This is a genomic window from Lysinibacillus capsici, assembly GCF_003367505.1.
GTDB classification, from domain to species: Bacteria; Bacillota; Bacilli; order Bacillales_A; family Planococcaceae; genus Lysinibacillus; species Lysinibacillus capsici.
This window is the reverse complement of sequence record NZ_PXXX01000009.1, coordinates 307,775-333,909: the sequence shown is the minus strand read 5'-3', so window position 1 is coordinate 333,909 and position 26,135 is coordinate 307,775. Positions and strand designations below refer to the sequence as shown.

The window sequence follows — 26,135 nt, the reverse complement described above, 5'->3', positions numbered from 1 at the left end:
TGGAGAATGTAAAGTGAAATCTTTGTAAGTAATACATGTTCATTCGTTCTATTGGCGCAAAAAATAAAAATGCATGATAAACATGAGCACCACTTCACCGATGCCAAACAACCATTTTTGTAACATACTCTACCTCTACTTTATCTCAAATCAATTCTATATTATAGAAAGAATACTATATAGTAGAAGAAAGAAATAGTCATCCCCCTGAAAAGGAGTGAAACAATGGATGCCAATATACAATAAGCTAGTGAGGGATAAAATTTTAGAAGTAATTGAAGCGAAGGGTTTATCCTATCATGCACACATTTCAGAACCTAGTGAGCTGGTAAAGGCAATAAAGGCTAAAATGATAGAAGAAGCTACAGAATTTTACGAAGCCCAGCATAAAGAAGATAGTGTTGAAGAGCTCGCAGACATACTGGAGCTCATTCATATGGCTATCGGTGTGCTAGGTGTAAGCTTTGAGGAGCTAGAAGCGACCCGTGTACACAAGAAGAAAGCTCGTGGGGGATTTGAAAAGGGAATTTATTTAATCGATGTCGTGGATCAGTAAAGTCGGTTTTAAATTAAAACGGCTTTCGACAGCCAAACCTTCCTTTTTATAGTATAATAAATGTAAGTACAGCACTTGTTTGTGATGTGTAAGGGAAAGGATGATATTTGTATGGCAGAGAAAGTAGGACAATCTTTCGTACAACCAACACCTTCTGGGAAAGAAGAGCTTGGAAAAATTGAGGTAGCGGCAGAGGTGATCGAGGTTGTGGCTGGGATTGCTGTCAATGAAGTAGAAGGCATTGCTGCAACTCGTGGGAATATTGCGACGGGTGTCGTGGAACGTTTCGGTAAAAAAGTACACAATAAAGGCATTAAATCAGGTGTAACGGAAACTGGTGAAATTGCGATTGATGTATTTTGCTCTGTGAAATATGGATATGCCATTCCTAAAGTAGCAAAAGAAGTTCAAACGCAAATCCGTCAGGCTATTTTTAATATGACGGCACTAGAAACAGCAGAAGTAAATGTGCATATTACAGGTATTCACTTTGAAAAAGAAGAGACAGTAGTGCATGAATAAAAAAGAAAAGGATTGCCCAATGATGATTCGTTCATCAAAGGGCAGTCCTTTTTATATGGATTTCTCTAGGATGTTCATGTGGATGTATCGCTATTTTATAATTCTATATGCTTTGGCTTTCTCCAGAATAACGCAAGTATGACGCCTAGCACCAATACGATTGTAGCAAAGTAGTATGGATAGTTCAGATTGATATCGAACAATACCCCACCTAGAATTGGGCCAAAAATATTACCAAGACTTGTAAACATAGAGTTCATGCCACCAACAAATCCTTGTTCATTTCCGGCAATTTTCGATAAATACGAAGTAACAGCAGGTCGAATTAAATCGAAGCCTACGAAAATAAAGAATGTCACGAATAAGATGGCAAAATAATGACTCACGATCGTCATGGCGAATGTTAATACTGCTGAAAGGATTAGTGAGTAACGAATAACATTAATCTCACCCATTTTCTTTGTCAGCCAATCAAATAGTATTAATTGAGCTAGTGCCCCAACAATACCACTTCCTGTAATAATTATGGCAATATCCGATGGTGTAAACGCAAATTTGTGATCAACGAATAAGCTAAACAATGATTCGAATGCAGCGAGGCCAAATGATAACACGAAAATAAGAATGAATGGTATGAAGTAGAGTGGACTAAACACACGTTTGACACTACCTAACATGGATTGTGCTACTTCTTCATTGTCTGTAGCACGTGTTGGCTCTTTTAAAAACAGCAATGACAGGATAGCTGCGAACAGACCAAGTACCCCAGCTGCATAAAATGGGACACGTGTACCAATTTCAGCTAAAAAACCACCGATCCCAGGGCCGATAATAAAACCTGTGCTAATGGCTGCACTCATATAGCCAAGTGCCTTAGGGCGCTGTGCCAATGTCGTAATATCAGCTATATAGGCGGTTACAGCTGGCATAATGAAAGCGGCACTCACGCCACCTAACATACGAGAGACAAAAAGAATTTCAACAGAACGACCAAACCCAAATAAAAACTCAGAAAGTCCAAAAATAAAAAGACCTGCAACAATCATAACTTTGCGGCCAATATTATCAACAAGCTTACCTGCAATTGGTGATGCAATTAATTGTGTAATGGCAAAGGCTGCCACCATATAACCAACAACAGAGCCAGAAATATGTAGCTCATTCATGATGGTTGGTAAAACAGGGATGACTAAACCAATCCCTAAAAAGGCAATGAAAAGATTAGATAATAAAATAGCTAAGGTTATATTTTGTTTCTTGCTCATAAACTTCTCCTTCTAATTGTTCGCGATACATGTTTTCAATCTACTAGAATATTTCCATGTAATACGATAAACCCTATAGTAACTATAGGGTCAAAAGATTTGTTTTTATTTTTTAAAATTTTTATCAGTTTGGGAGTTCTGGCTGAGAGTTATACGAATGCGCCACTACTTTTTCGGAGGAATTTTGTGTCTCTTGTTTTTGCCTAATCTTTAATTCTACTATAAATTTCTTTTCTTGTTCCATAGTGAGCGTTGCTGGCATGTATAGCTCATACACTTGCGACTCAAATAGTTCCTCCTGAGCTAATACATGATTTCTCAACTTTTCATAGAATGAAAAATAAGTATCAGGATCGTAAATAAAGGCAATGCATACATATTTACCGCCAGGAATAATGGTTTGTTGTATGTTTGGTGAAAGCTGCGAAAATGTGCGCTCCGTTAATAGGGGAGTGAAAATAGCATCATAAATGATGTCATTGACATCTTTATAAGGCTCTAGTGGATAAATACAACCATAACGACTGTTTAAGACACTGCCTTCCTTTTCGATGATTTTAATTAAAGTGGCATAGTATGTACTGGTGCTCGATGTCGGTGTTAATTCAGTAGTGGTTACTTGAAGAACGGGCATTGCTTCCTCTATTTGCACATAAATCTCACCGAAAACTGGGATATCAATTTGCTCTTGTAATTGCTTTTTTGTTTTCAGTAAGGTATTTTTTGCTTCGTTTAAACGTGAAATTTTTTCATTGATGCGTAGCTCCTGCTGAGCTAAAAAATCAAGCAATTCCTCTGAGGTTAATCTAAGTGCTTTTTTTATATCATCGAGCGTCACGCCGATATATTTAAGGGACTTTATAATGTCTAAATAGAATAGCTGATTGCCTTTATAATACCGATAATTGGTGAAGGTATCGATATAAGCAGGCTTAAATAAATCAATTTGATCATAATAACGTAATGTCTGAACCGATAAGTTTGAAAGTTTGGCAACCTCACCTATCGTATAATAATGTTCCTTCATAAATGGCCTCCACTAATAAAAGCTAAAAAAGTTTCGAATGGCATCAAAACGAATTTTATGCTTGCATCCACCCAGTAAAATAGGTGAGATGTACGTTCCTTCATTTGTTGATATTGTTCTTCACTGTCAACCATTTTAAATGTTTTTTGCAGCTAAGACATATAGCTTCAGTTTGCATTGTGACACCTCTAAAGTTTTTTCTTTATTATACCATTACGAACAGGAAACATTCATTTTTGGAATACCACTATTCGATGAGAAGTGGGCTTAAACAAAAAGTTCCTTGAAAAAGGTTCAGATTATTGAAAACTTGCTTGAAATCGTGTTTCTCATGTGATTTTATGCTATTATAAACCTTAATGCCACTTAAGAAGGAGAGCTTTACATGAAACGACATGAAGCACGCGAAAAAGCGTTGCAAGTTTTGTTTCAGCTAGACAATACGGATCTAACAGTTGAAGAAGCAATGGGCCATATTAAAGGTCAACCTACCAATGCCTTCTACGAAAAGATCGTAAATGGAACAGCTGAACATTTGGAGGAAATCGATGCTACATTAGAACAGCATCTTGAAAAGTGGTCACTTGCCCGTCTACCCAAAATTGAAAGAACGGTTTTACGTTTAGCTGTATATGAATTGTTATACATGCCAGAAACACCAAAAAGAGTAGTACTAAACGAAGCAATCGAGTTATGTAAAACATTTGGCGATGATAGTTCATCTAAATTCGTCAATGGTGTACTTTCTAAATTTACAGAACAAGAATAATGTGTTGAATTGGAAGGAGTAACGAAGGTTTATGTCAAGTGCAATTATTAATGGTAAAGAGATTGGTCAAGAAATTCGTAATGCTGTAGCAGAGCGTGTCATTCGTTTAAAAGAGCGAGGATTGACACCTGGTTTAGCGGTTGTGTTAGTTGGAGACAACCAGGCATCAGCTACATATGTGAGAAATAAACAAAAATCTTGTGAAGCGATTGGTATGTTTTCAGAACTCATTAAATTACCCGAAGAGACAACGCAAGAGGAATTACTAGCACAAATTGAGCTTTTAAATCAACGTGAGGATATTCATGGTATTTTAGTTCAATTACCACTCCCAAAACATATTGATGAGGATACAGTCATTGCAACGATTGCTGTCGAGAAGGATGTCGATGGATTCTCACCTGTAAGCGTTGGGAAAATGATGCTTGGCCAAGAAACATTTTTACCTTGTACACCATTTGGCGTGATGAAGCTTCTTGAGTATTCAGGAATTGAAATCGCAGGAAAGCATGCTGTAATCGTAGGTCGCAGTCATATCGTTGGTAAACCAATGGGACAACTACTTTTACAAAAGGATGCAACGGTAACCTATACACACTCTAAAACGCCAGATTTACCTTCATTTACAAAACAAGCAGATATTTTAATTGCCGCAGTTGGACGTGCAAACTTTATTACAAAAGAGCACGTGAAAGAAGGGGCTGTTGTTATTGATGTAGGCATTAATCGCGATGACAACAATAAATTATGCGGTGACGTAAACTTTGCAGAAGTAGATGGAATTGCGTCTCATATTACGCCTGTACCAGGTGGTGTAGGACCAATGACCATCACAATGTTACTATTCAACACAGTGCAAGCAGCTGAAAATACGCTTGCAAAATAAAAAACCTTTTGAAGAAAGTCATCTCAACATTGTGTGAGGTGACTTTTTTGTTGTGTAAATTCAGAACTTTTCTTCGATTATGTCGTCTAATGTAACGTTTGGGACATACATACTGAGGAGGAGGTTTTTATGGAAAATATCGATATTATGTTAATTGTCAAGCATATCATTATTGGACTTGTCCAAGGTTTTACAGAGCCAATTCCTGTATCGTCGAGTGGACATGTAATGATTGCTAGCGAAATGCTGGGACTAGGTGAACAAGGTTTTACTTTTGCCATCTTAACCAATACAGCTTCGTTACTTGCTATTATGTATATTTATCGTGAGGATATTGTTCGTCTAATCAGTCATTTTTTTCTTTACTTGAAAACTAGAGAAAAGCGGTATAACGCAGATTTTCGCTTTGCGCTCTATATTGTCATCGGTTCAATTCCTGCTGGCGTTTTAGGGGTGTTATTAAGTGATGTTATTGCAGATAACGTAAGTATGACGACGATTGCGCTCATGCTATTTGTGACAGGGACTGCATTATGGTTAATTCGTAATATGCGTGGCAAGAAGAAAGATGCAGATTTACGTGCTAAAGATGCCATCATTGTAGGGCTGGGGCAAGCAGTTGCTTTAACGCCAGGCATTAGCCGTTCTGGAGCTACGATTATTTCCGCCATAGCAGTAGGGATGAAGCAGGATACAGCCTTACGTTTTTCCTTTATGCTTTATATTCCTGTAAGTTTGGGTGGGGTAGTCCTTGGCATTACAGATTTTTTAGACGAGCCGAATAAAGGTGCCTTAGCTCTTCCATATGCCGCCACTTTCTTGGCAACACTCATTATGACTTATTTTGCGATGCGTTGGTTTATGGGCATTATGAAAAGTGGCAAACTTAGCTACTTTACGTATTATTGTTTTATTGTAGGAACTCTTTTATTACTATTTTATTAAAATATAAAGTCTCATAACGTATGAAGTTATGGGGCTTTGTTTGTTATTTGTCATAATATACGATTTCTAATAGTGAGAACGTGTAGGAATGTGTTATAGTTGTTTTTCGATAGAAGAAAGACAGTCATTTTTTCTATCGAAACTGCATTTTGGCACGTCAACGACTGCAAAAAATGTTATGATAGGTGTAGTTTTGTGAAAAACTTGATTTTAGTAAAGGAGCCGAAAACATGTCCTCTGCTTCTTATTTAACAGTAAAAGCGTTAACAAAATATATTAAACGAAAATTCGATGCAGATCCACATTTGCGTGAAGTGTATGTAAAAGGTGAATTATCAAATGTGAAAATTCATCAATCCGGCCATATTTACTTTACATTAAAGGATGATGGTGCCCGAATAGCTGCGACGATGTTTAAAGCAGCGGCTACCAAATTAGCGTTTGAACCAAAGGAAGGTATGCAAGTATTTATCCGAGGGGATGTAAACGTTTACGAAGGCTATGGAACCTATCAGCTATATGTACAGGAAATGCAACCAGATGGCATTGGTAGCTTATTTGTTGCCTTCAATCAATTAAAAGAGCAATTACAAAAAGAAGGTCTTTTTAAACCTGAGTGGAAGCAACCGATACCAAAATTTCCTGAAAAAATTGGTGTGCTCACGTCAACAACTGGTGCAGCTATACGGGATATTTGTTCAACCTTAAAGAGGCGTTACCCACTTGCTGAAATTTTGATTTATCCAACCCTTGTACAAGGAGCTCAGGCTGCACCGAATATTGTGCAAAATATTCAACGTGCTAATCAAGAGGCAAGCTGTGATGTGTTGATTGTCGGGCGAGGAGGAGGCTCCATCGAGGATTTATGGGCTTTTAATGAAGAAATTGTGGCAAGAGCTATTTTTGAAAGCCGAATTCCTATTATTAGTGCGGTTGGCCATGAAACAGATACAACGATCGCCGATTATGTAGCCGATTTACGTGCACCTACTCCAACAGCTGCTGCTGAGTTGGCTGTGCCCGATCAAGCGGATCTCTACCAACGCGTGCTTACGCAGAAATCACAGCTACATCAAATGGTTAGGTCGCAACTTATGGCAGAGCGACAACGTCTAAATAAGCTCCAGCAGTCTTATCCATTGTCAATGCCAGAAAGACTTTATCGACCTTTTACAGAAAGATTGGCACAGCTTGAGTCAGGATTACAGGCAGCAATGCAAGTGAGCTTGATGAAAAAAGCTGCCCAACTTCAACAATTACATAGTACGGTGGAGCAACATTCACCCAAAAAGGCACTTGCTTTTCATCAGAGAGAGCTTGAAGCGCGCGTTCAACAATTATCACGTGCTACAACGTATTATGTGGCAAAAAAGCAACAACAATTTGAGTCAACCGTTAGAACATTAGAAGCTTTAAATCCACTGTCCATTCTAACAAGAGGATTTACAGTAGCATATAAAGATCAGCAAATGATCAAATCATCCACTGAGGTGCAAAAGCAAGATCAACTGACACTGACTTTCCATGATGGAAAGGTTGTGGCTAACGTGACGAATATCTTGCCAAAGAATGAGGGGGAATTGTTGTGACTGAAAAACAACAAACATTTGCAGAAGCCATGACGGCACTAGAAGAAATCGTTCGCCAGTTAGAACAGGGTGATGTGCCATTGGAAAATGCGATTGATTTATACAAGCAAGGAATGGAGCTATCAAAGTTTTGCCATAGTAAGCTGCAACATGCTGAGGAGCAGCTTGTATCAATTGTCCAAGAGAATGGTGAAACAACAGCATTTGATCCACTAAAGGGAGAGAATTAGGAAATGAATGAGCCATTAAAGTACTTTATTGAAAGCAATACACCACAAATTGAAGAGACGATGTTTGCACTTGTTGAACAAATTGATGCACCAGCAGATTTAAAGGAATCCATGCTTTATTCATTAAAGGCAGGGGGTAAACGAATTCGTCCGCTTTTTGTGTTAGCGGTACTAGAGCTTTACCGTGAAAATCTTCAGGACGGTTTGATTGTCGGTTCGGTTATTGAAATCATTCACACATATTCTTTAATCCATGATGATCTACCAAGCATGGATAATGATGATTTTAGAAGAGGCAAGCCAACAAATCATAAAGTTTATGGAGAAGCGCTGGCTACGCTTGCTGGTGATGCATTAAACACACTGGCATTTGGCATTTTAGCACGCATGGATATCTCTGCTGAAAAGCGTATTGAGCTTGTCCAGTTGCTAAGCGTTGCAGCAGGTGCAGAAGGCATGGTTGGTGGTCAAGTACTAGATATGGAAGGGGAGCAACGTCAGCTTAATTTAGCTGAATTGGAACAAGTCCATGTCAATAAAACAGGTGCTTTATTGCGTTTTAGTATTGAAGCGGGAGCCGTACTTGCAGATGTATCAGCACAAGACCGTGCTACATTGAAAGAATATGCGCACCATATTGGTTTAGCTTTCCAAATTCAAGACGATATTTTAGATATTGAGGGAACGACTGAAGAACTAGGAAAAACAGCTGGAAAAGATGTCGCTAGTGATAAAAGCACTTATCCAGCACTCTTAACCCTAGAGGGAGCAAAAGAAAAGCTTGCTGAGCATTATCAACATGCCATTAACGCACTCGATCAATTACCAATAGATGTCAGCCTATTACGTGACTTTGCTGCTTATATAGTTCATCGTAAAAACTAAGAGAAAATCAAGGCGTTGAAGGAAAAGAATATGCTAGAATAGGTGGGAACGTTTGCAATATGTAAACAATGAAGTGCTCGTACTTTTAGCATATTGATAACACTGCTATAATGGTGGAAACACAATTGCGGTGAATATTTTATTGAAAAGGTGTGTGAGAAAGGTGGATTTAAATAAAATAACTAGTCCATCCTTTTTAAAAAACTTAAATAAGAAGGAGCTTGAGCAGCTTGCCCAAGAAATTCGTACCTTCTTAATCGAAAAATGTTCTGTCACAGGTGGGCATATCGGGCCGAATTTAGGCGTAGTTGAGTTAACGATGATGCTGCATAAAATGTTTGACAGTCCTAAAGATAAGTTTTTGTGGGATGTTGGCCACCAAGCTTACGTGCATAAAATTTTAACAGGTCGTGCGAGTCAATTTGACACACTACGTCAGTTCAAAGGGCTTTGTGGATTTCCAAAGCGCGTGGAGAGTGAACATGATGAGTGGGAAACAGGTCATAGCTCGACATCTTTATCAGCAGCCATGGGTATGGCAGCAGCACGTGATATAAAAAAAGAAAACAACTTTGTTATTCCTATTATTGGTGATGGGGCTTTAACAGGTGGTATGGCACTTGAGGCATTAAATCATATTGGCCATGCAAAAACAAATATGATTGTCATCCTCAATGATAATGAAATGTCGATTGCACCAAATGTTGGTGCATTACACAATGTTTTAGGTCGTTTACGTACAGCCAAGGAGTACTCAAAAGCCAAGGAAGAGCTGGAATCACTTATTAATAAGATTCCTGTATTAGGTGGAAAGCTTGCCTCTACTGTTGAACGCGTAAAGGATAGCTTAAAATATTTAGTAGTATCTGGAGTGTTTTTTGAGGAGCTAGGTTTTAAATATCTTGGTCCAATTGATGGACATGATTTTGAAGCGCTTGAAATGACATTATCACATGCGAAAAAAGTAAAAGGGCCAGTCCTTGTTCATGTTATTACGAAAAAAGGAAAGGGCTATAAACCAGCCGAGGATGATACAATCGGGAATTGGCATGGAACAGGTCCTTATAAAATTGAAAATGGTGCCTTTGTGAAGTCTGAGACTACTGGACCAGCTTGGAGTAGTTTAATTGCTGAGACGGTTCGTAAAATTGCTCATGAAAATGAGCGTGTGGTAACGATTACACCTGCCATGCCTGTAGGTTCAAAGCTACAAGGTATTCAAAAGGACTTCCCAAATCGTTTCTTTGATGTAGGGATTGCGGAGCAGCATGCGGCAACGATGGCTGCAGGATTAGCTACGCAAAAGATGAAGCCATTTTTAGCGATTTATTCTACCTTCCTGCAACGTGCATATGACCAAGTATTGCATGATATTGCTCGCCCGAATTTAAATGTCTTTATTGGTATTGATCGGGCTGGTTTAGTGGGAGCAGATGGGGAAACACATCAAGGTGTATTTGATATTGCTTTCCTTCGTCATATTCCAAACATGACAATCATGATGCCAAAGGATGAGAATGAAGGGCAACATATGGTAAAAACAGCAATTGATTATGATGGTGGTCCAATTGCACTTCGTTATCCACGTGGTAATGGAATTGGTGTGCCATTAGATGATGAGCTTATAGCTTTACCAATTGGTAGCTGGGAAGTTTTACGTGAGGGGAAAGATGCATCTATTTTGACATTTGGAACAACGATTCCAATGGCAATGGCTGCTGCTGAAATGCTTGCGCAACAAGGAATCGATATTGAAGTGGTCAATGCACGCTTTATCAAACCGATGGATGAGGATATGCTACACCGTATATTATCTAGTCAAAAACCGATTTTAACAATTGAAGAAGCTGTTCTACAAGGTGGATTTGGTAGTGGTGTATTAGAGTTTGCTCATGACCACGGCTATTTAAATGCGCTAGTTGATCGAATGGGCATCCCAGATCAATATATTGAGCATGGTAACGTAGATCAGCTACTCGCAGAAATTCATATGACAGCAGAAGATACGGTTGCACGTATGCATGTATTACTTCAACAAAAACAGCAAGTGGGTTTGAATAAATAATGACAAAACAACCAAAAGAACGTGTAGATATTTTACTTGTAGAGCGTGGACTATGTGAAACAAGAGAAAAAGCAAAACGGTCCATTATGGCAGGCCTTGTCTTTTCAAATGAAATACGAATTGATAAGGCAGGCGAGAAAATTGCCGTCGATGCACCGCTACAAGTAAAGGGCTCAGATTTAAAATATGTGAGTCGTGGAGGCCTTAAATTAGAAAAGGCGCTACAAATTTTTGATATGTCTGTAGAAGGGAAGCTAATGCTTGACATTGGCTCCTCTACAGGTGGCTTTACAGATTGTGCCTTACAACATGGTGCAAGACATTGCTATGCACTAGATGTTGGCTCGAACCAATTAGCATGGAAAATTCGCTCTGATGAACGAGTGACAGTAATGGAGAAAACGAATTTTCGCTATACAACGGCAGCCGATTTATCAGAAGGTTTACCTGATTTTGCAACAATCGATGTTAGCTTTATTTCATTATCACTGATTTTACCAGTATTAAAAACATTATTGCTGCCAGGTGGGGATGTTATGGCATTGGTGAAACCTCAGTTTGAAGCTGGGAAAGATAAAGTAGGTAAAAAAGGAATCGTTCGTGATAAAAAAGTACATTTAGAAGTTTTGGAAAAAACGGCTGCAATGGCAACTGAGGTTGGTTTTGTAGTAAAAGATGCTTCATTCTCTCCAATCACAGGTGGAGAAGGAAATATTGAATTTTTATTCCATTTAGTGAATCCTATTGGACAAGAAGTGCTACCTGCATATACAGCTTTTAATGCACTCGTTGAAGAAGCGCATAATTCATTAAAATAACACGTGCTCGCTTATAGAGCCGTGTTTTTTCTTGTGCTTTTTTGTTGAAAATGGTAGTGTGATTATACACATATACAATTATTTATAAGAGGTGATTTCGTTGAATAAGGGACAACGACATATACGGATTCGGGATATTATCGCCAATCATGAAATTGAAACACAAGATGATTTAGTCGATTTTTTAAAAGAAGCAGGCTATAATGTGACACAAGCTACAGTATCACGAGATATTAAAGAGCTTCATTTAGTAAAAGTACCATTACAGGATGGGCGTTATAAATATAGCCTACCCGCAGATCAACGTTTCAATCCAGTCCAAAAATTACATCGTGCATTAGCCGATGCTTTTGTAAGTATTGATGGGGCATCACATTTTTTAGTCATGAAAGCTCTTCCTGGGAATGCGAATGCCATTGCTTCCCTACTTGACCATTTAGATTGGCCGGAAATTTTAGGTACAATTTCTGGAGATGATACCATTTTAATTATTTGTCGAAATGAAAATGAGCGTGAAAATACAAAAAATCGTTTGTTAGACATGCTATAAAAAATGGTTAATTTGATTTAGAGGTGACAATTTGTGTTAAGAGAGCTTAGTATTCGAAACTTTGCCATCATTGAGGATTTGACTGTCAGCTTTTTAGAAGGCTTAACAGTTCTCACTGGGGAAACAGGTGCCGGAAAATCTATTATCATTGATGCGGTGCATTTACTTGCAGGAGGACGAGGCAACACTGAATTTATTCGTCATGGAGCAAGAAAAGCAGAATTGGGTGGCTTATTTCAAATTTCGAGTTCAGTTCATCCTGTTCTGAAAAAGTTAGAAGAAGCAGGCATTGAAATAGAAGAAGATACAATTATTTTACGTCGTGATTTGAATGATACCGGTAAAAGTATTTGCCGAGTGAATGGAAAGCTCGTGCCTTTGTCGGTACTAAGAGACATTGGGGCAAGTCTCATAGATATTCATGGCCAACATGAAAATCAAGAGCTAATGGATGAAAAGCAGCACATCAATTTGCTTGATCAGTTTGCAGAAGAAGAGCTGTCGCCGATTCAAAAAAACTATCGCGCCCAATATGATGAATACCGTTTGCTCAAAAAAGACTTAGCTTCTATATCCATTGATGAGCAGTTGATGGCACAACGTATCGATTTGTATCAATTTCAAATTAAAGAGTTGGACGAAGCTAATTTAAAGTTAGGTGAGGAAGACGAGCTTCTAGACGAACGCCGTCGTTTGATGAATTTTAATAAAATTTTTGAACGTTCTAGTGCAGCCTATGAAGCCATTCAGGGCGAAACGAAAGGGCTTGATTGGATCGGAACAGCAATGGGTGCTTTAGAAGATGCTGCAACGGTTGATGAGCAATTCAAAGAATCATCTGAGGCAGTGACAACTGCGTTTTATGCATTACAGGATGCAGCCTATCAGGTCAAAAATGTGTTAGATGAATTGGAATTTGACCCTGCACGTTTAAACGAGGTTGAGCAGCGTTTAGCGTTGTTGCAAACTTTAAAACGCAAATATGGTTCGACAGTGGAAGAGATCTTGGCTTATTATGAAAAAATTAAAAACGAGTTAAATGAGCTGTTGAATCGTGATGAGATTTTGCAGGTGAAAGAACGACGTGTGATAGAGATGGAAGCTGTACTCAATGAGCTGGCTAGTGAACTTTCAACTGTACGTAAAGCTGCAGCACAACAATTGAGTGAAGCAATTATGGCAGAGTTACGTGAATTACATATGGAAAAAGCAAAATTTATTGTCAATTTCGATGAATTACCCTATTTTGATGCCAATGGGAAAGATCAAATTATCTTCTACATTTCCACAAACGTTGGGGAACCACCAAAGTCTTTACCGAAAATTGCATCAGGTGGAGAATTATCACGAATGATGCTAGCGTTGAAAACCATTTTCTCTTCTTCCAATGGAATTACTTCCATTATCTTTGATGAGGTGGATACAGGTGTCAGTGGTCGGGTTGCGCAGGCGATTGCAGAGAAAATTGCCGCGATTTCTGTTAATTCTCAAGTTTTATGTATTTCACATTTACCTCAAGTTGCAGCGATGGCTGATCATCATTACTTCATTAAAAAAGAAGTCGAGCATGATCGAACGTTTACTTCCTTATCAGAGATTGATCAAGATGCTCGTATAGAGGAAGTTAGCCGTATGATGTCTGGAACGGAAATTACAGCGTTGACACTACAGCATGCCACGGAGCTTTTAAAAATGGCAGATGAACGAAAAAAACAAATGCGTTAACCATTATTCCAGAAACAGTTTCAGCTGTTTCTGGCTTTTTTCATTTTGCGCAAATATTTACCGCTTATAAGAACGTCACAACAACACATAGTAAAAAGACAAAAATGAAAAGGAGGTGTCGTATGAATCGTCATTGGCGTCAATTAGTCATTTTGCCTATGCTCATCTTTTTATTAGTGTTGCCTATACAAGCTTTAGCCGCCAAAAAGCTTATACCAATGGGCGAAGCAATTGGAATTCAACTTCAATTGTCCCATGTATTTGTCGCACACGATGTACTGTTAGCTTCCAATCAGTGGATGAAAGGAGGCGCTGTTATTGAAAAAATAAACGATATACCAGTAAAATCTCTTGCTGATGCCAAGCAGGCTGTGGCAAAAGATGGCCAACAGACATGGACGATCAATAGTGAAGGCCAACAAATTACATTGGAATTACAAAACCAAGAAGCAGAGCATGTCATTTCCTTTTTAAAAGATGAAACAGATGGAGTAGGAACACTGACTTATATTGATCCAGAGACAAAAAATTACGGTGCACTAGGTCATCAAATTGTCGATTCAACCCTACAAGAAGCCCCTGTTTTTAGAGCTGGCTCCATTTTTTTAGCTTCTATTCAGCAAATCCGAAAAAGCACACCAGGCCAACCTGGCTATAAAATTTCCTCCATTGAAAAGCATCAAGAACGTCTAGGTAGTATAGATAAAAATACTATTTATGGTATTTTTGGCCGCTGGGAAGACGGTTATCAACAAAGATTACCCAAAGCGATAGAAATTATGCATGAAAAAGATATAAAAACGGGGAAAGCTGAAATCTATACAGCCATTGAAGGCAGTAAGGTGGAAACCTTTTCAATAGAAATTACCAAAGTGGAAAATGAACGCCTTGAATTTATAGTATCTGACGAGAAGCTCATTGAAAAAACAGGTGGCATTTTGCAGGGAATGAGTGGCAGTCCTATTGTCCAAGACGGTCGTTTTGTCGGTGCTGTGACACATATGTTTGTGGAGGAGCCGAAAAAAGGTGCAGCGCTAACAGTAGCGGAAATGTTAAGAAGGTCTTCATAAAAAGGTATGAAAGGTAAAAATCCGTTTAATTTTCCCCAGGCAGGACAAAAGCCGCGGGAAACTACACGGATTTTTTACCCTTATTTCATCGAATCCAACATGTATTTCCGATAATTTCCTGAAGAAGGCATGATATTTAAAAAAACTGTAGTTTTATCTACTAAATTTATCTAAAATAAGTTATAAGAGCATTCGACAAGTCGCGTCATTTAGCGTAACTTGTCGATATTAAAAGAAAGTATCGGACTACATACTCATTTTTGGAAATAGAAAAGGTTTTTAAAACAAAAATGTCGAAAATTCCACAGTGTGCCAAAAACGGCATTTAGGGGTTTAGGTTATCGCTTTGAGGTGTTCAAAGCAAGTCCAGAAGGAGGAATTGAAATGACAAAGGTAAAAGTAGCGATTGCAGATGATAATCGTGAGTTATTAAAAACAATGGAGCAGTATTTTCAAGGACATGCCGAAATAGAAATTATTGCAACTGCTTCAAATGGAAAAGTATGTCTACAAATGCTTGAGGAATTTACACCAGATATTTTACTTCTAGATATAATAATGCCTCATCTTGACGGTTTAGCTGTATTAGAGTCCATGTATCAAAATGAGAAAATGTCATCAATTCAAGTCATTATGCTAACGGCTTTTGGCCAAGAGGATGTCATGAAACAGGCGGTGGATTTAGGAGCTTCTTATTTCATGCTAAAGCCCTTTGAATTCGACCAATTGGTACAAAAGATTTTACATTGTGCTGGACAGAAGGCGACACTTCCGAAAAAGACAAGCGTATTACAACCGACAGTACCTCAAAAATTAAATCAGCATCAATTAGACAGTACGATTACAGCCATCATCAAAGAAATCGGTGTCCCTGCACATATTAAGGGCTACTCCTATTTGCGTGAAGCCATTCAAATGGTCTTTGAGGATATTGAATTATTAGGATCTGTGACAAAAATTTTATATCCAGAAATCGCTAAAAAATTTAATACGACACCATCCCGCGTGGAACGTGCGATTCGTCACGCCATAGAGGTAGCCTGGAATCGTGGCAATTATGAATCCATTTCGTCAATGTTTGGCTATACAGTCCATCACTTGAAATCCAAACCAACAAATAGCGAATTCATCGCCATGATCGCAGACAAAATTCGTATTGATATGATGGCTAGCTAGTACCGATATATATCATTAACATATACAGCAATTATACTTCGCATAGTATAGCGCCTTTTTAAATCTATAGTTTAAAGGGGCGCTTTTTTTGTTACTTGAACAAATAATGTGGAAATTTCTGTGGCTGACCTTTAACATTGAAATCGTTAAAAGAACGTCAAATCAGCTAAAAATACGCGATATATACATGTATAGTGGATTTAACGTCATATTCTAAAGATGAAGAGTAAAATCATTTGAGACCTTTCTACAAACTTATAGTAGGTGATTACAATAAAAAGTATAAATTTTCAATTAGAGGGAATGAATTCGCTCGAAATCACACAGATAACAGAAGAGCTATTTGAGGTGCGTTTAGCATTCGATGGTAAAATAAGTATGCAATATATGAATCGACAGCAATTGATACAACTAGGTTCTACTTTCCGAATTGAAAGGAATATCAATACATTGTTAGTTAAAAAGACCTATTTAGACCTATAGTTTAGTGGGAAGCACCCGTGGATACCTGTACTTGGAAGATGATATATTCAAAATAGCCTGATGGAATTACTTTGAATTTATCGGTAATTTTAATAAAAAAACTCAAAAACAAACAATTTATTAGTACTAAATATCTATAATCTTTTAGGGTAAATAAAATATTGTCTTATATTTTAATGATTAAGTGGTACTATTTTCTTTCTCGGTAGTGACAATGGTCTCTAAACAAATGTAAGTGGATTGTATATACTTACATATAGAGGGAAGGAGGAGGTAGCTTGATTCTAGTTCGAAATGAAAACTTCGAAATTTCTGAGGAAAATGGCAAGGTATTTATGCTTACTTTTAGCGCAGGTTTCCCATTAAAAGAATTTGATAGCATCCTACGTAGTCATCCACGACTGAAATTATCTAATTTTTCAATTTTAAAAAATGTGTTATCAACCCAGAATACCAATCCTGTTGAAATTGGACGCTGGCTTCCGAACATTGAAGCAGAAGTGGCACGTGATAAGATGTCAGCCTCTGTTTTTATATATGAAACGCATGATTATATTCAAAATAATAAAGAAAAATTAACACAACAAATCCGAGAAACACTCAATGAAAATGGAATTATACATGGCATATTAGATTTTGATATATTGAAGGCTGAACCAGGAAAAGCATTCTTAATTGCTCAAGGTGAGCAACCTATAGCAGGAATAGATGCACAAATTACATACTTACCTAAACCCGAGAGAAAGCCAGTCATTCGTGAAGACGGTAAAGCGGATTACTATGATATGAATTTTATTTCGGAAATTTCAGAAGGCTCTTGGCTAGGTGAAAAGATTCCTGCTACATTAGGTAAACCAGGGAAAAATGTGCTAGGTCAAGAAGTTGCTGCTGTACCTGGACGAGATTATCCTATCAAATATGATACAAAATCTGCCTATGAAGTGGAAGAAGACGGAAAAATCGTCATTCGCTCGAAAATTGCTGGCGTTTTAGATGATGTCAAAGGCATGATTGGTGTAAACAGGCACCTTCCTATAAATGGTGATGTAGGAGTAGAAACAGGTAACCTTGAATTTAATGGTTCACTTAGTATTAAAGGTACAGTAACAAATGGCTATACAGTTATTGCGACTGGCGATATTTCCATTGAAGGGGCTGAGGGTGTAAGCGGTGCCAAGCTTATTAAATCCATTGAGGGTGATGTATATATTCGTGGGGGCATCTTTGGGCTTGGTTCAACAGTGGTAGAAGCAGGCGGCAATATATTTGTTAAACATGTAAATGAAGCAAATTTATTTGCAGCTAATAGTATTCATATTGGTTTTTACGCACTAGGTTCACAACTTTCTGCTCATTCAATATATGTGGATGAACGAAAAGGTAAAATTATTGGGGGACGTGCAGTAGCTAAAAATACGATTGTTACGGCCATTTCAGGAAACCGATTAGAGCGTCGAACAGATTTAATAATAGAAAGTATTAATAAGCAGGAAAATAACACCGTGATGCAGGAAAAAGCAGCACAGCTAAAACAATTGCAAACAGAGATTTCCGCACACGAGAATAGCATGAAAAATTTATTACCTTTTCTCAATCAAATGTCCAAAGAACAATCAGCGTCATTTGAGGTAACAAAACAAGCCTTAACTAAATTAAAGGCTGAAGCGATTACATTAGATCGTGAAATAAAACTATTAATGGATGAAATGCGTCATGTAGGGAAAGAAGAGATTATTGTGACAAAAGAGGCGCACCCTGGAACTTATATTCAAATTGGTAGAAAATCATCTTTATTAAGCAAAATGACGAATGGTAAATTCCTACTAGAATTTGGTGAGTTAAATGTCTAAGGCAGCTTTTATCCCTGTTTTTGCACATCGAGGTGCTTCTGCTTATGCATTAGAGAATACCTTTCAAGCTTTTGAAAAGGCATTAGAGCTAGGTGCTGATGGGATTGAACTAGATATTCAATTCTCAAAAGATGGATTACCTGTAGTGTATCATGATCCACAATTATCGAGGTTAGTAGGCACCAATAAATTGGTGAGCGATTGTACGATGGAGGAGCTTCTGCGCTTTAAACTTGGCAAGCCTTGGAGACGTCTATTTTCGTCCTATAAAATGCCAGCGTTTGAGGCAGTTTTAGCATGGGCAAATATACAGCAGATGCCGTTGAATATTGAATTAAAATCAACGATCTTGGACAATAAGAGTGGGCTAATTCATTTTCTTGGAGGCTTGGCTCTGCCAAAAGGTAGTCATTTTTCATCCTTTCACTATGAGCTTTTAGAGATCGTAAAAAAGCATAGACCTGAATTTGAAACGGCCCTTATTGCAACGAAAAAAATAAAATGGGATCTTCTAGCTGATTATAAAGCGGCTGATAGTGTGCATATGCATAAAAGGTACTACAAACCAAGATATTTGGAGGCCTGTGTTACAAGTGAAAAAGCATGTCGTTTTTATGCTATTGATGGCACGGAACCATTTTTAACTAATCCGCACCCTTCTGTTATTGGTTGGATTACGGATTATCCTGATAAAGTTATCACATCTCAGCAGCGGGTATAAAAAGAGCTATCCAGTAAGTCTTGCATGACTTATTTGGATAGCTTCTTTTATTTTTTTTGGAAGCGTGGTGCTACTTTTCCGTTTTTTCGATCGCGATGCAGTAAAAATCCAGCGAAAAACCCAAAGCCTATGACGAAGAAAATGACACCAACTACAAATTGCAACCATAAAAATGGGAATGGTGAAATAAGCTTACCAAATAATGTATCACGCATAAATTTAATGCCACCTGCAGCCATAAGACCTGGAATAAGCATTACAATAAATGCAGCTAAACGGGCCATGTATACCCCTCCTTATTCCTATGATTAATTTTACCTGTGGATGGGGGAATGTCAAGGAAGGGTATAAACCAATATAATATTTTTAGCTAAAAACGTGACAGGACAGAAAGTAGCAATTGTAACTGAATGTTTAGAAAATTCTTACTTAAATAAGAATATGTAATAATAGTTGCGAAATTGTGAATTTGTCAGTATTGTAAAAATAAGTGGAGCAATATTATCCATTACTAAACAATTTCTTCTTTAAGTATTAGGGTCTAAACACCTACTACCGAATAGGAGCTCAGAATTTGCTGAGTGAGGACGCTATGAAGATTAGATTGTTAGATAAAACTTGATTGGATGGGCATTTGGGGATGCACTTTCCAAAGCAAAGGGGCGAGTTTCATGGAAATCTTCAAGTATATGGAAAAGTATGATTACGAACAATTGGTATTTTGCCAAGATGAAGCATCAGGGTTAAAAGCGGTTATCGCTATCCATGATACAACACTTGGACCAGCACTAGGTGGAGCACGTATGTGGACGTATGCGTCGGAAGAAAATGCAATTGAAGATGCATTACGTTTAGCACGAGGAATGACTTACAAAAATGCTGCAGCTGGTTTAAACCTTGGCGGTGGAAAAACGGTCATTATTGGTGACCCATTTAAAGATAAAAACGAAGAGATGTTCCGTGCGTTAGGTCGTTTCATTCAAGGATTAAATGGCCGCTATATTACAGCTGAAGATGTAGGTACAACGGTATCAGATATGGATTTAATCCATGAAGAAACAAATTATGTAACAGGAATTTCTCCTGCATTCGGTTCTTCAGGTAACCCATCTCCAGTAACAGCATATGGTGTTTACCGTGGTATGAAGGCAGCTGCAAAAGAAGCATTCGGTTCAGACTCACTAGAAGGATTAAAAGTTTCTGTACAGGGTCTAGGAAATGTAGCCTACAAGCTTTGCGAGTATTTACATAATGAAGGGGCAAAACTTGTTGTAACAGATATCAATCAGGCAGCTATTGATCGAGTTGTTAATGACTTCGACGCGATTGCAGTGGCACCAGATGAAATCTATGCGCAAGAAGTAGATATCTTCTCACCTTGTGCATTAGGGGCAATTTTAAATGATGAAACAATTCCGCAATTAAAAGCGAAAGTGATTGCTGGTTCTGCAAATAACCAATTAAAAGATTCACGTCATGGTGACTACCTACATGAATTAGGTATCGTCTATGCACCAGATTATGTAATCAATGCTGGTGGCGTTATTAACGTTGCGGATGAATTATATGGCTATAATCGTGAACGTGCAATGAAACGCGTTGATGGCATTTATGATAGTATTGAAAAAATCTTTGCTATTTCAAAACGAGATGGCATTCCAACATATGTGGCAGCGAACCGCTTAGCTGAGGAACGTATCGCTCGCGTAGCAAAATCGCGCAGCCAATTTTTAAAAAATGAAAAAAATATTTTACACGGTCGCTAATTTAGACAGTTGATACATGTAGAGAAGTCGCATTGTCGACTTCTTCTATTTTCAACAAGAAATTAGGGCTTTAATGAAGTAAAGCTAAAGTTTTTCTAAAGCACTGACTGTTAAAAAAATCACTTGGTTATTGTTTAATAGAATCCTTTAGCACTTTTCTCAATAGGGGGAATAAACATGGCTCAAAATTATGATGTTGTCATTTTAGGTGGAGGTACAGGTGGATATGTTGCAGCCATCCGAGCTGCTCAGCTAGGCTTAAAAACAGCCATTGTAGAGCGTGAGCGTTTAGGAGGTACATGCTTGCATAAAGGCTGTATTCCAAGTAAAGCGTTACTCCGAAGTGCCGAAGTATATCGTATGGCTAATAAAACAGCTAGCGAATATGGTGTCGATATTGAAGGTGTAACATTACAATTTGACAAAGTTCAAGCTAGGAAACAAGCAATCGTTGAGCAATTAAGCCAAGGTGTGAATACACTGATGAAAAAAGGCAAAATAGATGTTTATCATGGTACAGGGCGAATTTTGGGTCCATCTATTTTCTCACCTATGCCTGGTACAATATCTGTAGAAATGTCCAATGGCGATGAAAATGAAATGCTTGTGCCTACGAATGTTGTCATTGCAACGGGCTCAAAGCCTCGTGGTATGGCAGGGTTAACGATAGATGGGCAATATGTGCTGAATTCAGACCACGCATTACAGTTAGAAAGTTTACCAAAGTCACTACTAATCGTTGGTGGTGGTGTTATTGGAATTGAGTGGGCATCTATGCTATGCGATTTTGGTGTATATGTAACAGTAGTAGAATATGGTCCATCCATTTTACCAGCTGAAGATGCGGACATCGTTAAAGAAGTGACGAAACAACTTGAGAAACGAGGCGTTCGTATTGTTACGAATGCTCGCTTAGATACAAATACATTCAAAATTGAAAATGATAACGTTTTCATTTCTGCGCAAGTGAATGAAAAAGAAGAAGTTTTTGAGGCTGATAAACTATTACTTTGTGTAGGACGTGAGGCGAATACGCAAGGTATTGGTCTAGAAAATACAGAGATTGAAGTGGAAAATGGCTTTATTAAAGTGAATGGTTCCTATCAAACGAAAGAGTCTCATATGTATGCCATAGGAGATGTGATTGGTGGCTTACAATTAGCGCATGTTGCTTCTCATGAAGGGCTTTCAGCTATTGAGCATATAGCAACAGGGAAAACCGAGACATTGGATGCACTAAAAGTACCGAAATGTGTTTATTCCTATCCAGAAGTTGCTAGCATTGGATTAACAGAAAGTGCTGCTAAAGAACAAGGATTTTCATTAAAGATTGGTAAATTCCCGTTTAAGGCTATTGGTAAAGCATTAGTAAATGGAGAGACAGAAGGCTTTGTCAAAATTATCGCTGATGAAGAAACAGATGATATTTTGGGTATTCATATGGTAGGGCCTCATGTAACAGATTTAATTGGTGAAGCATCCTTAGCAAAAGTGTTAGATGCAACACCATGGGAAATTAGTCAGGCAATTCATCCACATCCATCCTTAAATGAGGTGTTAGTGGAATCTGCTCTAGCAGTGGATGATCGCGCTATCCATTTTTAATTTTCTGAATTTCATAACTAACATATCCAAATGTGGGGATATAGGATAAGATAGTTATTTCTCTATAATACGAAAGGGGTGTTCGTATGCAAGATGTTCAAATCAAACATGAAGATTTAGGTTTGTCAAATGAAGATGTACTTGCTATGTTCGAAACAATGTTAATGGCCAGAAGACTAGATGAGCGTATGTGGTTGTTAAACCGTTCTGGTAAAATTCCGTTTGTAATTTCCTGTCAAGGTCAAGAGGCGGCACAGGTTGGAGCAGCCTTTGCACTGGATAAAAGTAAGGATTATATTGCACCTTATTATCGTGATATGGGTGTTGTTTTACATTTTGGTATGACACCAAGAGAACTGATGTTATCTGCGTTTGCTAAAGCAGAAGATCCAAACTCTGGGGGTCGTCAAATGCCAGGCCACTTTGGTCAAAAGAAAAATCGTATTTTAACAGGTTCATCTCCTGTTACGACTCAAGTTCCTCACGCAGTGGGCGTTGCACTTGCAGGACGTCTACAAAATGAAGATTTTGTTTCTTTCGTTACGCTTGGTGAAGGTTCATCCAACCAAGGAGACTTCCATGAAGGAGCGAACTTTGCAGGTGTGCATAAGCTACCAGTCATTATTATGGTAGAAAACAATCAATATGCGATTTCTGTGCCAGTAGAGCGTCAACTAGGCTGTGCAAAAGTATCTGATCGTGGGATTGGCTATGGAATGCCAGGAGTGACCGTGGATGGGAAAAATCCGTTACAAGTGTATAAAGTGGTGAAAGAGGCTGCAGATCGTGCACGTAATGGGGAAGGTCCAAGCTTAATCGAAACAGTAACTTATCGTTTAACAGCCCATTCTTCAGATGATGATGACCGTCAATACCGTACGGCTGAAGATATTGCAGAAGGCAAAGCGAAGGATCCAATTGTATTATTTGAAAAGTATTTAATGGATACTGGCGTGATGACTGACGCGATACGTACTGAAATCGAAGAGCGTGTTATGGCAGAAGTAAATGAAGCAACTGATTATGCTGAAGCGGCTCCATATGCACAACCAGAGCATGCACTTAAATATGTTTATGCACCAGTGGACGGAGGTGACATGTAATGGCAGTAATGTCTTATATTGATGCGATTACATTAGCAATGAAAGAAGAGATGGAACGTGACGAACGAGTTTTCATTTTAGGAGAGGACGTTGGTCGTAAAGGTGGTGTATTCAAAGCCACTACTGGGCTATACGATCAATTTGGTGAATACCGCGTGCTTGATACACCGCTTGCAGAAAGTGCAATAGCTGGTGTGGGTATCGGTGCTGCGATGTACGGTATGCGTCCGATTGCTGAAATGCAATTTGCTGATTTTATTATGCCAGCTGTCAATCAAATCGTCTCAGAGGCAGCCAAAATTCGTTACCGTTCTAATAATGACTGGACTTGTCCAATGGTCATCCGCGCACCTTTTGGCGGAGGTATTCACGGGGCACTTTATCATTCACAATCCGTTGAAGCACTTTTTGCTGGTACACCTGGTTTGAAAATTGTCATTCCATCAACACCGTATGATGCAAAAGGCTTATTGAAAGCTGCTATTCGTGATGAAGATCCAGTATTATTTTTCGAACATAAACGTGCCTATCGTTTAATTAAAGGGGAAGTACCACTAGATGATTACACATTGCCAATTGGTAAAGCAGATGTAAAACGTGAAGGAGATGACGTGACAGTCATTACCTATGGTTTAGCAGTCCACTTTGCTTTACAAGCGGCAGAACGCCTAGCTGCGGATGGTATTTCCGCTCATATCCTTGACTTGCGTACAGTTTACCCTCTGGATAAAGAAGCGATTATTGAGGCTGCAAGTAAGACAGGTAAAGTATTGCTTGTCACAGAGGATAATAAAGAGGGTAGTATCATGAGTGAGGTTGCTGCAATTATTGCAGAACATTGTTTATTTGAGCTTGATGCACCAATTCAACGTCTAGCGGGACCTGATGTGCCAGCCATGCCATATGCACCAACGATGGAGAAATATTTTATGATTAATCCTGATAAAGTGGAACGTGCTATGCGAGAACTTGCTGCGTTCTAATAGATTACAACAAGGCTGAATGAAAAAATAAAAGCCTCAGACGGAACAACAGATTTTGACTTTGCACATATGAAAGTCAAAATCTGTCTAAATGCCTGTCTACGTTTAATGTTTTTAGCGCTGCATCAGGTACAATGACGCCTAGGCTTAATTGATGGGAGGAATAAAAGATGTCGGTTCAAAATATTACAATGCCACAGCTCGGCGAAAGTGTAACAGAAGGTACAATTGAAAAATGGCTTGTAAAGCCTGGAGATACAGTTAAAAAGTATGATCCATTAGCAGAGGTTGTTACAGATAAAGTAAATGCTGAAATCCCGTCATCATTTGAAGGGGTTATCACGGAGCTACTTGCGCAAGAAGGTCAGACATTACCAGTTGGAGCAGTCGTTTGCTCGATTGAAATAGCGGGAGAAGGTGAATTACCAGCACCGCCACCTGAAAAAAAATCAACGGTAAGTACGGCTATTTTAAATGCAGGTGTTCAAAAGAAACAGGAGGCACCACAGCAGGTAGCAGCTCCAGTATCTGCACCAAAAGAGGCACGTACGGGTAAAGTACGTTATTCACCAGCTGTTCTTCGACTTGCACAGGAGCATGATATAGCTTTAGACCTTGTAACAGGTACTGGCGAGGGTGGTCGTATTACACGAAAAGACCTGTTAAAGCTCATTGAAACAGGTAATATCCCAACGGCAAATGATGTAGCACAAGCAGCTCCAACCGTTCAAACGACATCAGCACCTACAGCAGCTTCTGCACCACAGCAACAAGTGGAAAAAGCAGCTGCACCTGTACAACCTATTCATCCAGGAGATATCGAAATTCCAGTGACGAAGATCCGTCGTGCCATTGCGAATAATATGGTGAAAAGTGTACATGAAGCGCCGCATGCTTGGATGATGATGGAAGTGGATGTAACAGATTTAGTGACTTATCGTGATAGCTTAAAGAATGAATTTAAGCAAAAAGAAGGCTTTAATCTTACATATTTCGCCTTCTTTGTAAAAGCGGTTGCTCAAGCTTTAAAGGAATTCCCAATGCTGAATTCGATGTGGGCGGAAGATAAAATCATTCAAAAACATGACATCAATATTTCGATTGCAGTAGCAACGGATGATGCCTTATTTGTACCTGTTATAAAACACGCAGATGAAAAATCCATTAAAGGAATTGCGAAAGAAATCAATGAACTGGCTATCAAAGTTCGTACAGGAAAATTAGCAATGGATGACATTACTGGTGGTACATTTACAGTGAATAATACAGGTGCATTTGGCTCTGTTCAATCAATGGGCATCATCAATTACCCACAAGCAGCGATTCTACAAGTGGAAAGTATTGTAAAAAAACCTGTTGTTTTACCAGGTGGAATGTTTGCTGCACGTGATATTGTGAATTTATGTTTATCATTAGATCATCGTGTGCTTGATGGACTTGTCTGTGGTAAATTCCTAAATAGAGTAAAAGAAATACTCGAAAATACAAATAAATCTTCAACGTCAGTCTACTGATGACTTGTCGGAAACCTGCTGTATAAGGGTTT

The 26,135-nt window shown here is 38.5% G+C and carries 24 protein-coding genes; 21 read left to right on the top strand and 3 right to left on the bottom strand.

Annotation, left to right across the window (positions count from 1 at the left end; genetic code table 11):
• Positions 1 to 229 precede the first annotated feature (229 nt).
• Both C7B89_RS07035 and C7B89_RS07030 read left to right on the top strand, forming a co-directional pair.
• Positions 230 to 556 carry a nucleoside triphosphate pyrophosphohydrolase gene (locus C7B89_RS07035; protein ID WP_115673385.1) on the top strand — a complete coding sequence of 109 codons (327 nt, stop codon included), beginning with the start codon at positions 230 to 232 and terminating at the stop codon, positions 554 to 556.
• Between the two features lie 111 nt (positions 557 to 667).
• The gene (locus tag C7B89_RS07030; protein WP_004231142.1) at positions 668 to 1,078 is read left to right on the top strand and encodes an Asp23/Gls24 family envelope stress response protein; all 411 of its coding nucleotides are present in this window, start codon (positions 668 to 670) and stop codon (positions 1,076 to 1,078) included.
• A gap of 95 nt (positions 1,079 to 1,173) precedes the next feature.
• Here C7B89_RS07030 and C7B89_RS07025 read toward each other — a convergent pair whose 3' ends face one another.
• Positions 1,174 to 2,343: an MFS transporter gene (locus C7B89_RS07025; RefSeq protein ID WP_048392291.1), complete on the bottom strand. Its 1,170-nt coding sequence runs from the start codon at positions 2,341 to 2,343 to the stop codon at positions 1,174 to 1,176.
• Positions 2,344 to 2,467: 124 nt separating this feature from the next.
• Positions 2,468 to 3,370, bottom strand: coding sequence for a MerR family transcriptional regulator (locus C7B89_RS07020; protein ID WP_115673384.1), 903 nt, complete (start codon positions 3,368 to 3,370; stop codon positions 2,468 to 2,470).
• Between the two features lie 385 nt (positions 3,371 to 3,755).
• Here C7B89_RS07020 and nusB point away from each other — a divergent pair, with 385 nt between their 5' ends.
• From nusB to C7B89_RS06940, 14 genes are all read left to right on the top strand, one after another.
• On the top strand, positions 3,756 to 4,139 hold the full coding sequence (nusB, locus tag C7B89_RS07010; protein WP_004231146.1) for a transcription antitermination factor NusB: 384 nt from the start codon (positions 3,756 to 3,758) through the stop codon (positions 4,137 to 4,139).
• Between the two features lie 31 nt (positions 4,140 to 4,170).
• A complete protein-coding gene (folD, locus tag C7B89_RS07005) occupies positions 4,171 to 5,025 on the top strand; it encodes a bifunctional methylenetetrahydrofolate dehydrogenase/methenyltetrahydrofolate cyclohydrolase FolD (RefSeq protein WP_054549163.1) in 855 nt (284 codons plus the stop codon).
• 129 nt (positions 5,026 to 5,154) lie between these two features.
• A complete protein-coding gene (locus tag C7B89_RS07000) occupies positions 5,155 to 5,970 on the top strand; it encodes an undecaprenyl-diphosphate phosphatase (protein ID WP_048392294.1) in 816 nt (271 codons plus the stop codon).
• A 230-nt stretch (positions 5,971 to 6,200) separates the two neighbouring features.
• A complete protein-coding gene (gene xseA / locus C7B89_RS06995) occupies positions 6,201 to 7,559 on the top strand; it encodes an exodeoxyribonuclease VII large subunit (protein WP_054549164.1) in 1,359 nt (452 codons plus the stop codon).
• Positions 7,556 to 7,789, top strand: a complete 234-nt coding sequence (locus C7B89_RS06990) for an exodeoxyribonuclease VII small subunit (RefSeq protein WP_115673383.1) — start codon at positions 7,556 to 7,558, stop codon at positions 7,787 to 7,789. Before xseA ends, C7B89_RS06990 begins: the two co-directional genes overlap by 4 nt.
• 3 nt (positions 7,790 to 7,792) lie before the next feature.
• Positions 7,793 to 8,674, top strand: a complete 882-nt coding sequence (locus C7B89_RS06985) for a polyprenyl synthetase family protein (RefSeq protein WP_115673382.1) — start codon at positions 7,793 to 7,795, stop codon at positions 8,672 to 8,674.
• Positions 8,675 to 8,837: 163 nt separating this feature from the next.
• Positions 8,838 to 10,739 (top strand): 1-deoxy-D-xylulose-5-phosphate synthase, encoded by a 1,902-nt coding sequence (gene dxs, locus C7B89_RS06980; protein ID WP_048392297.1) that lies wholly within the window; start codon positions 8,838 to 8,840, stop codon positions 10,737 to 10,739.
• Positions 10,739 to 11,557: a TlyA family RNA methyltransferase gene (locus C7B89_RS06975; protein ID WP_004231167.1), complete on the top strand. Its 819-nt coding sequence runs from the start codon at positions 10,739 to 10,741 to the stop codon at positions 11,555 to 11,557. Before dxs ends, C7B89_RS06975 begins: the two co-directional genes overlap by 1 nt.
• Positions 11,558 to 11,657: 100 nt before the next feature.
• Positions 11,658 to 12,107 (top strand): transcriptional regulator AhrC/ArgR, encoded by a 450-nt coding sequence (ahrC, locus tag C7B89_RS06970; RefSeq protein WP_004231170.1) that lies wholly within the window; start codon positions 11,658 to 11,660, stop codon positions 12,105 to 12,107.
• A gap of 33 nt (positions 12,108 to 12,140) precedes the next feature.
• Positions 12,141 to 13,832: a DNA repair protein RecN gene (gene recN, locus C7B89_RS06965; RefSeq protein ID WP_115673381.1), complete on the top strand. Its 1,692-nt coding sequence runs from the start codon at positions 12,141 to 12,143 to the stop codon at positions 13,830 to 13,832.
• 122 nt (positions 13,833 to 13,954) lie between these two features.
• Positions 13,955 to 14,902, top strand: a complete 948-nt coding sequence (locus C7B89_RS06960; RefSeq protein WP_115673380.1) for a SpoIVB peptidase S55 domain-containing protein — start codon at positions 13,955 to 13,957, stop codon at positions 14,900 to 14,902.
• 384 nt (positions 14,903 to 15,286) lie between these two features.
• Positions 15,287 to 16,078 carry a sporulation transcription factor Spo0A gene (spo0A, locus tag C7B89_RS06955; RefSeq protein WP_016993890.1) on the top strand — a complete coding sequence of 264 codons (792 nt, stop codon included), beginning with the start codon at positions 15,287 to 15,289 and terminating at the stop codon, positions 16,076 to 16,078.
• Between the two features lie 761 nt (positions 16,079 to 16,839).
• Entirely contained in the window at positions 16,840 to 18,411 is a 1,572-nt protein-coding gene (locus tag C7B89_RS06945) for a DUF342 domain-containing protein (protein ID WP_048392301.1), read from the top strand.
• The gene (locus tag C7B89_RS06940) at positions 18,404 to 19,132 is read left to right on the top strand and encodes a glycerophosphodiester phosphodiesterase (protein ID WP_048392302.1); all 729 of its coding nucleotides are present in this window, start codon (positions 18,404 to 18,406) and stop codon (positions 19,130 to 19,132) included. Before C7B89_RS06945 ends, C7B89_RS06940 begins: the two co-directional genes overlap by 8 nt.
• 47 nt (positions 19,133 to 19,179) lie before the next feature.
• Here the strand turns inward: C7B89_RS06940 and C7B89_RS06935 are convergent, their stop codons facing one another.
• On the bottom strand, positions 19,180 to 19,416 hold the full coding sequence (locus C7B89_RS06935; protein WP_004231186.1) for a DUF2627 domain-containing protein: 237 nt from the start codon (positions 19,414 to 19,416) through the stop codon (positions 19,180 to 19,182).
• A gap of 387 nt (positions 19,417 to 19,803) precedes the next feature.
• On the opposite strand from C7B89_RS06935, the gene C7B89_RS06930 reads away from it, so the two are divergent.
• The 5 genes from C7B89_RS06930 (at position 19,804) to C7B89_RS06910 (ending at position 26,103) form a co-directional block, all read left to right on the top strand.
• Positions 19,804 to 20,898, top strand: a complete 1,095-nt coding sequence (locus tag C7B89_RS06930) for a Leu/Phe/Val dehydrogenase (RefSeq protein ID WP_048392303.1) — start codon at positions 19,804 to 19,806, stop codon at positions 20,896 to 20,898.
• A 177-nt stretch (positions 20,899 to 21,075) separates the two neighbouring features.
• Complete coding sequence (gene lpdA / locus C7B89_RS06925; protein ID WP_054549169.1) at positions 21,076 to 22,503, top strand: dihydrolipoyl dehydrogenase; 1,428 nt, start codon at positions 21,076 to 21,078, stop codon at positions 22,501 to 22,503.
• A gap of 86 nt (positions 22,504 to 22,589) precedes the next feature.
• Entirely contained in the window at positions 22,590 to 23,606 is a 1,017-nt protein-coding gene (locus C7B89_RS06920; RefSeq protein ID WP_048392305.1) for a thiamine pyrophosphate-dependent dehydrogenase E1 component subunit alpha, read from the top strand.
• Positions 23,606 to 24,589, top strand: a complete 984-nt coding sequence (locus C7B89_RS06915; protein WP_016993882.1) for an alpha-ketoacid dehydrogenase subunit beta — start codon at positions 23,606 to 23,608, stop codon at positions 24,587 to 24,589. Before C7B89_RS06920 ends, C7B89_RS06915 begins: the two co-directional genes overlap by 1 nt.
• A gap of 170 nt (positions 24,590 to 24,759) precedes the next feature.
• Positions 24,760 to 26,103 (top strand): dihydrolipoamide acetyltransferase family protein, encoded by a 1,344-nt coding sequence (locus C7B89_RS06910; RefSeq protein ID WP_048392306.1) that lies wholly within the window; start codon positions 24,760 to 24,762, stop codon positions 26,101 to 26,103.
• Positions 26,104 to 26,135 lie beyond the last annotated feature (32 nt).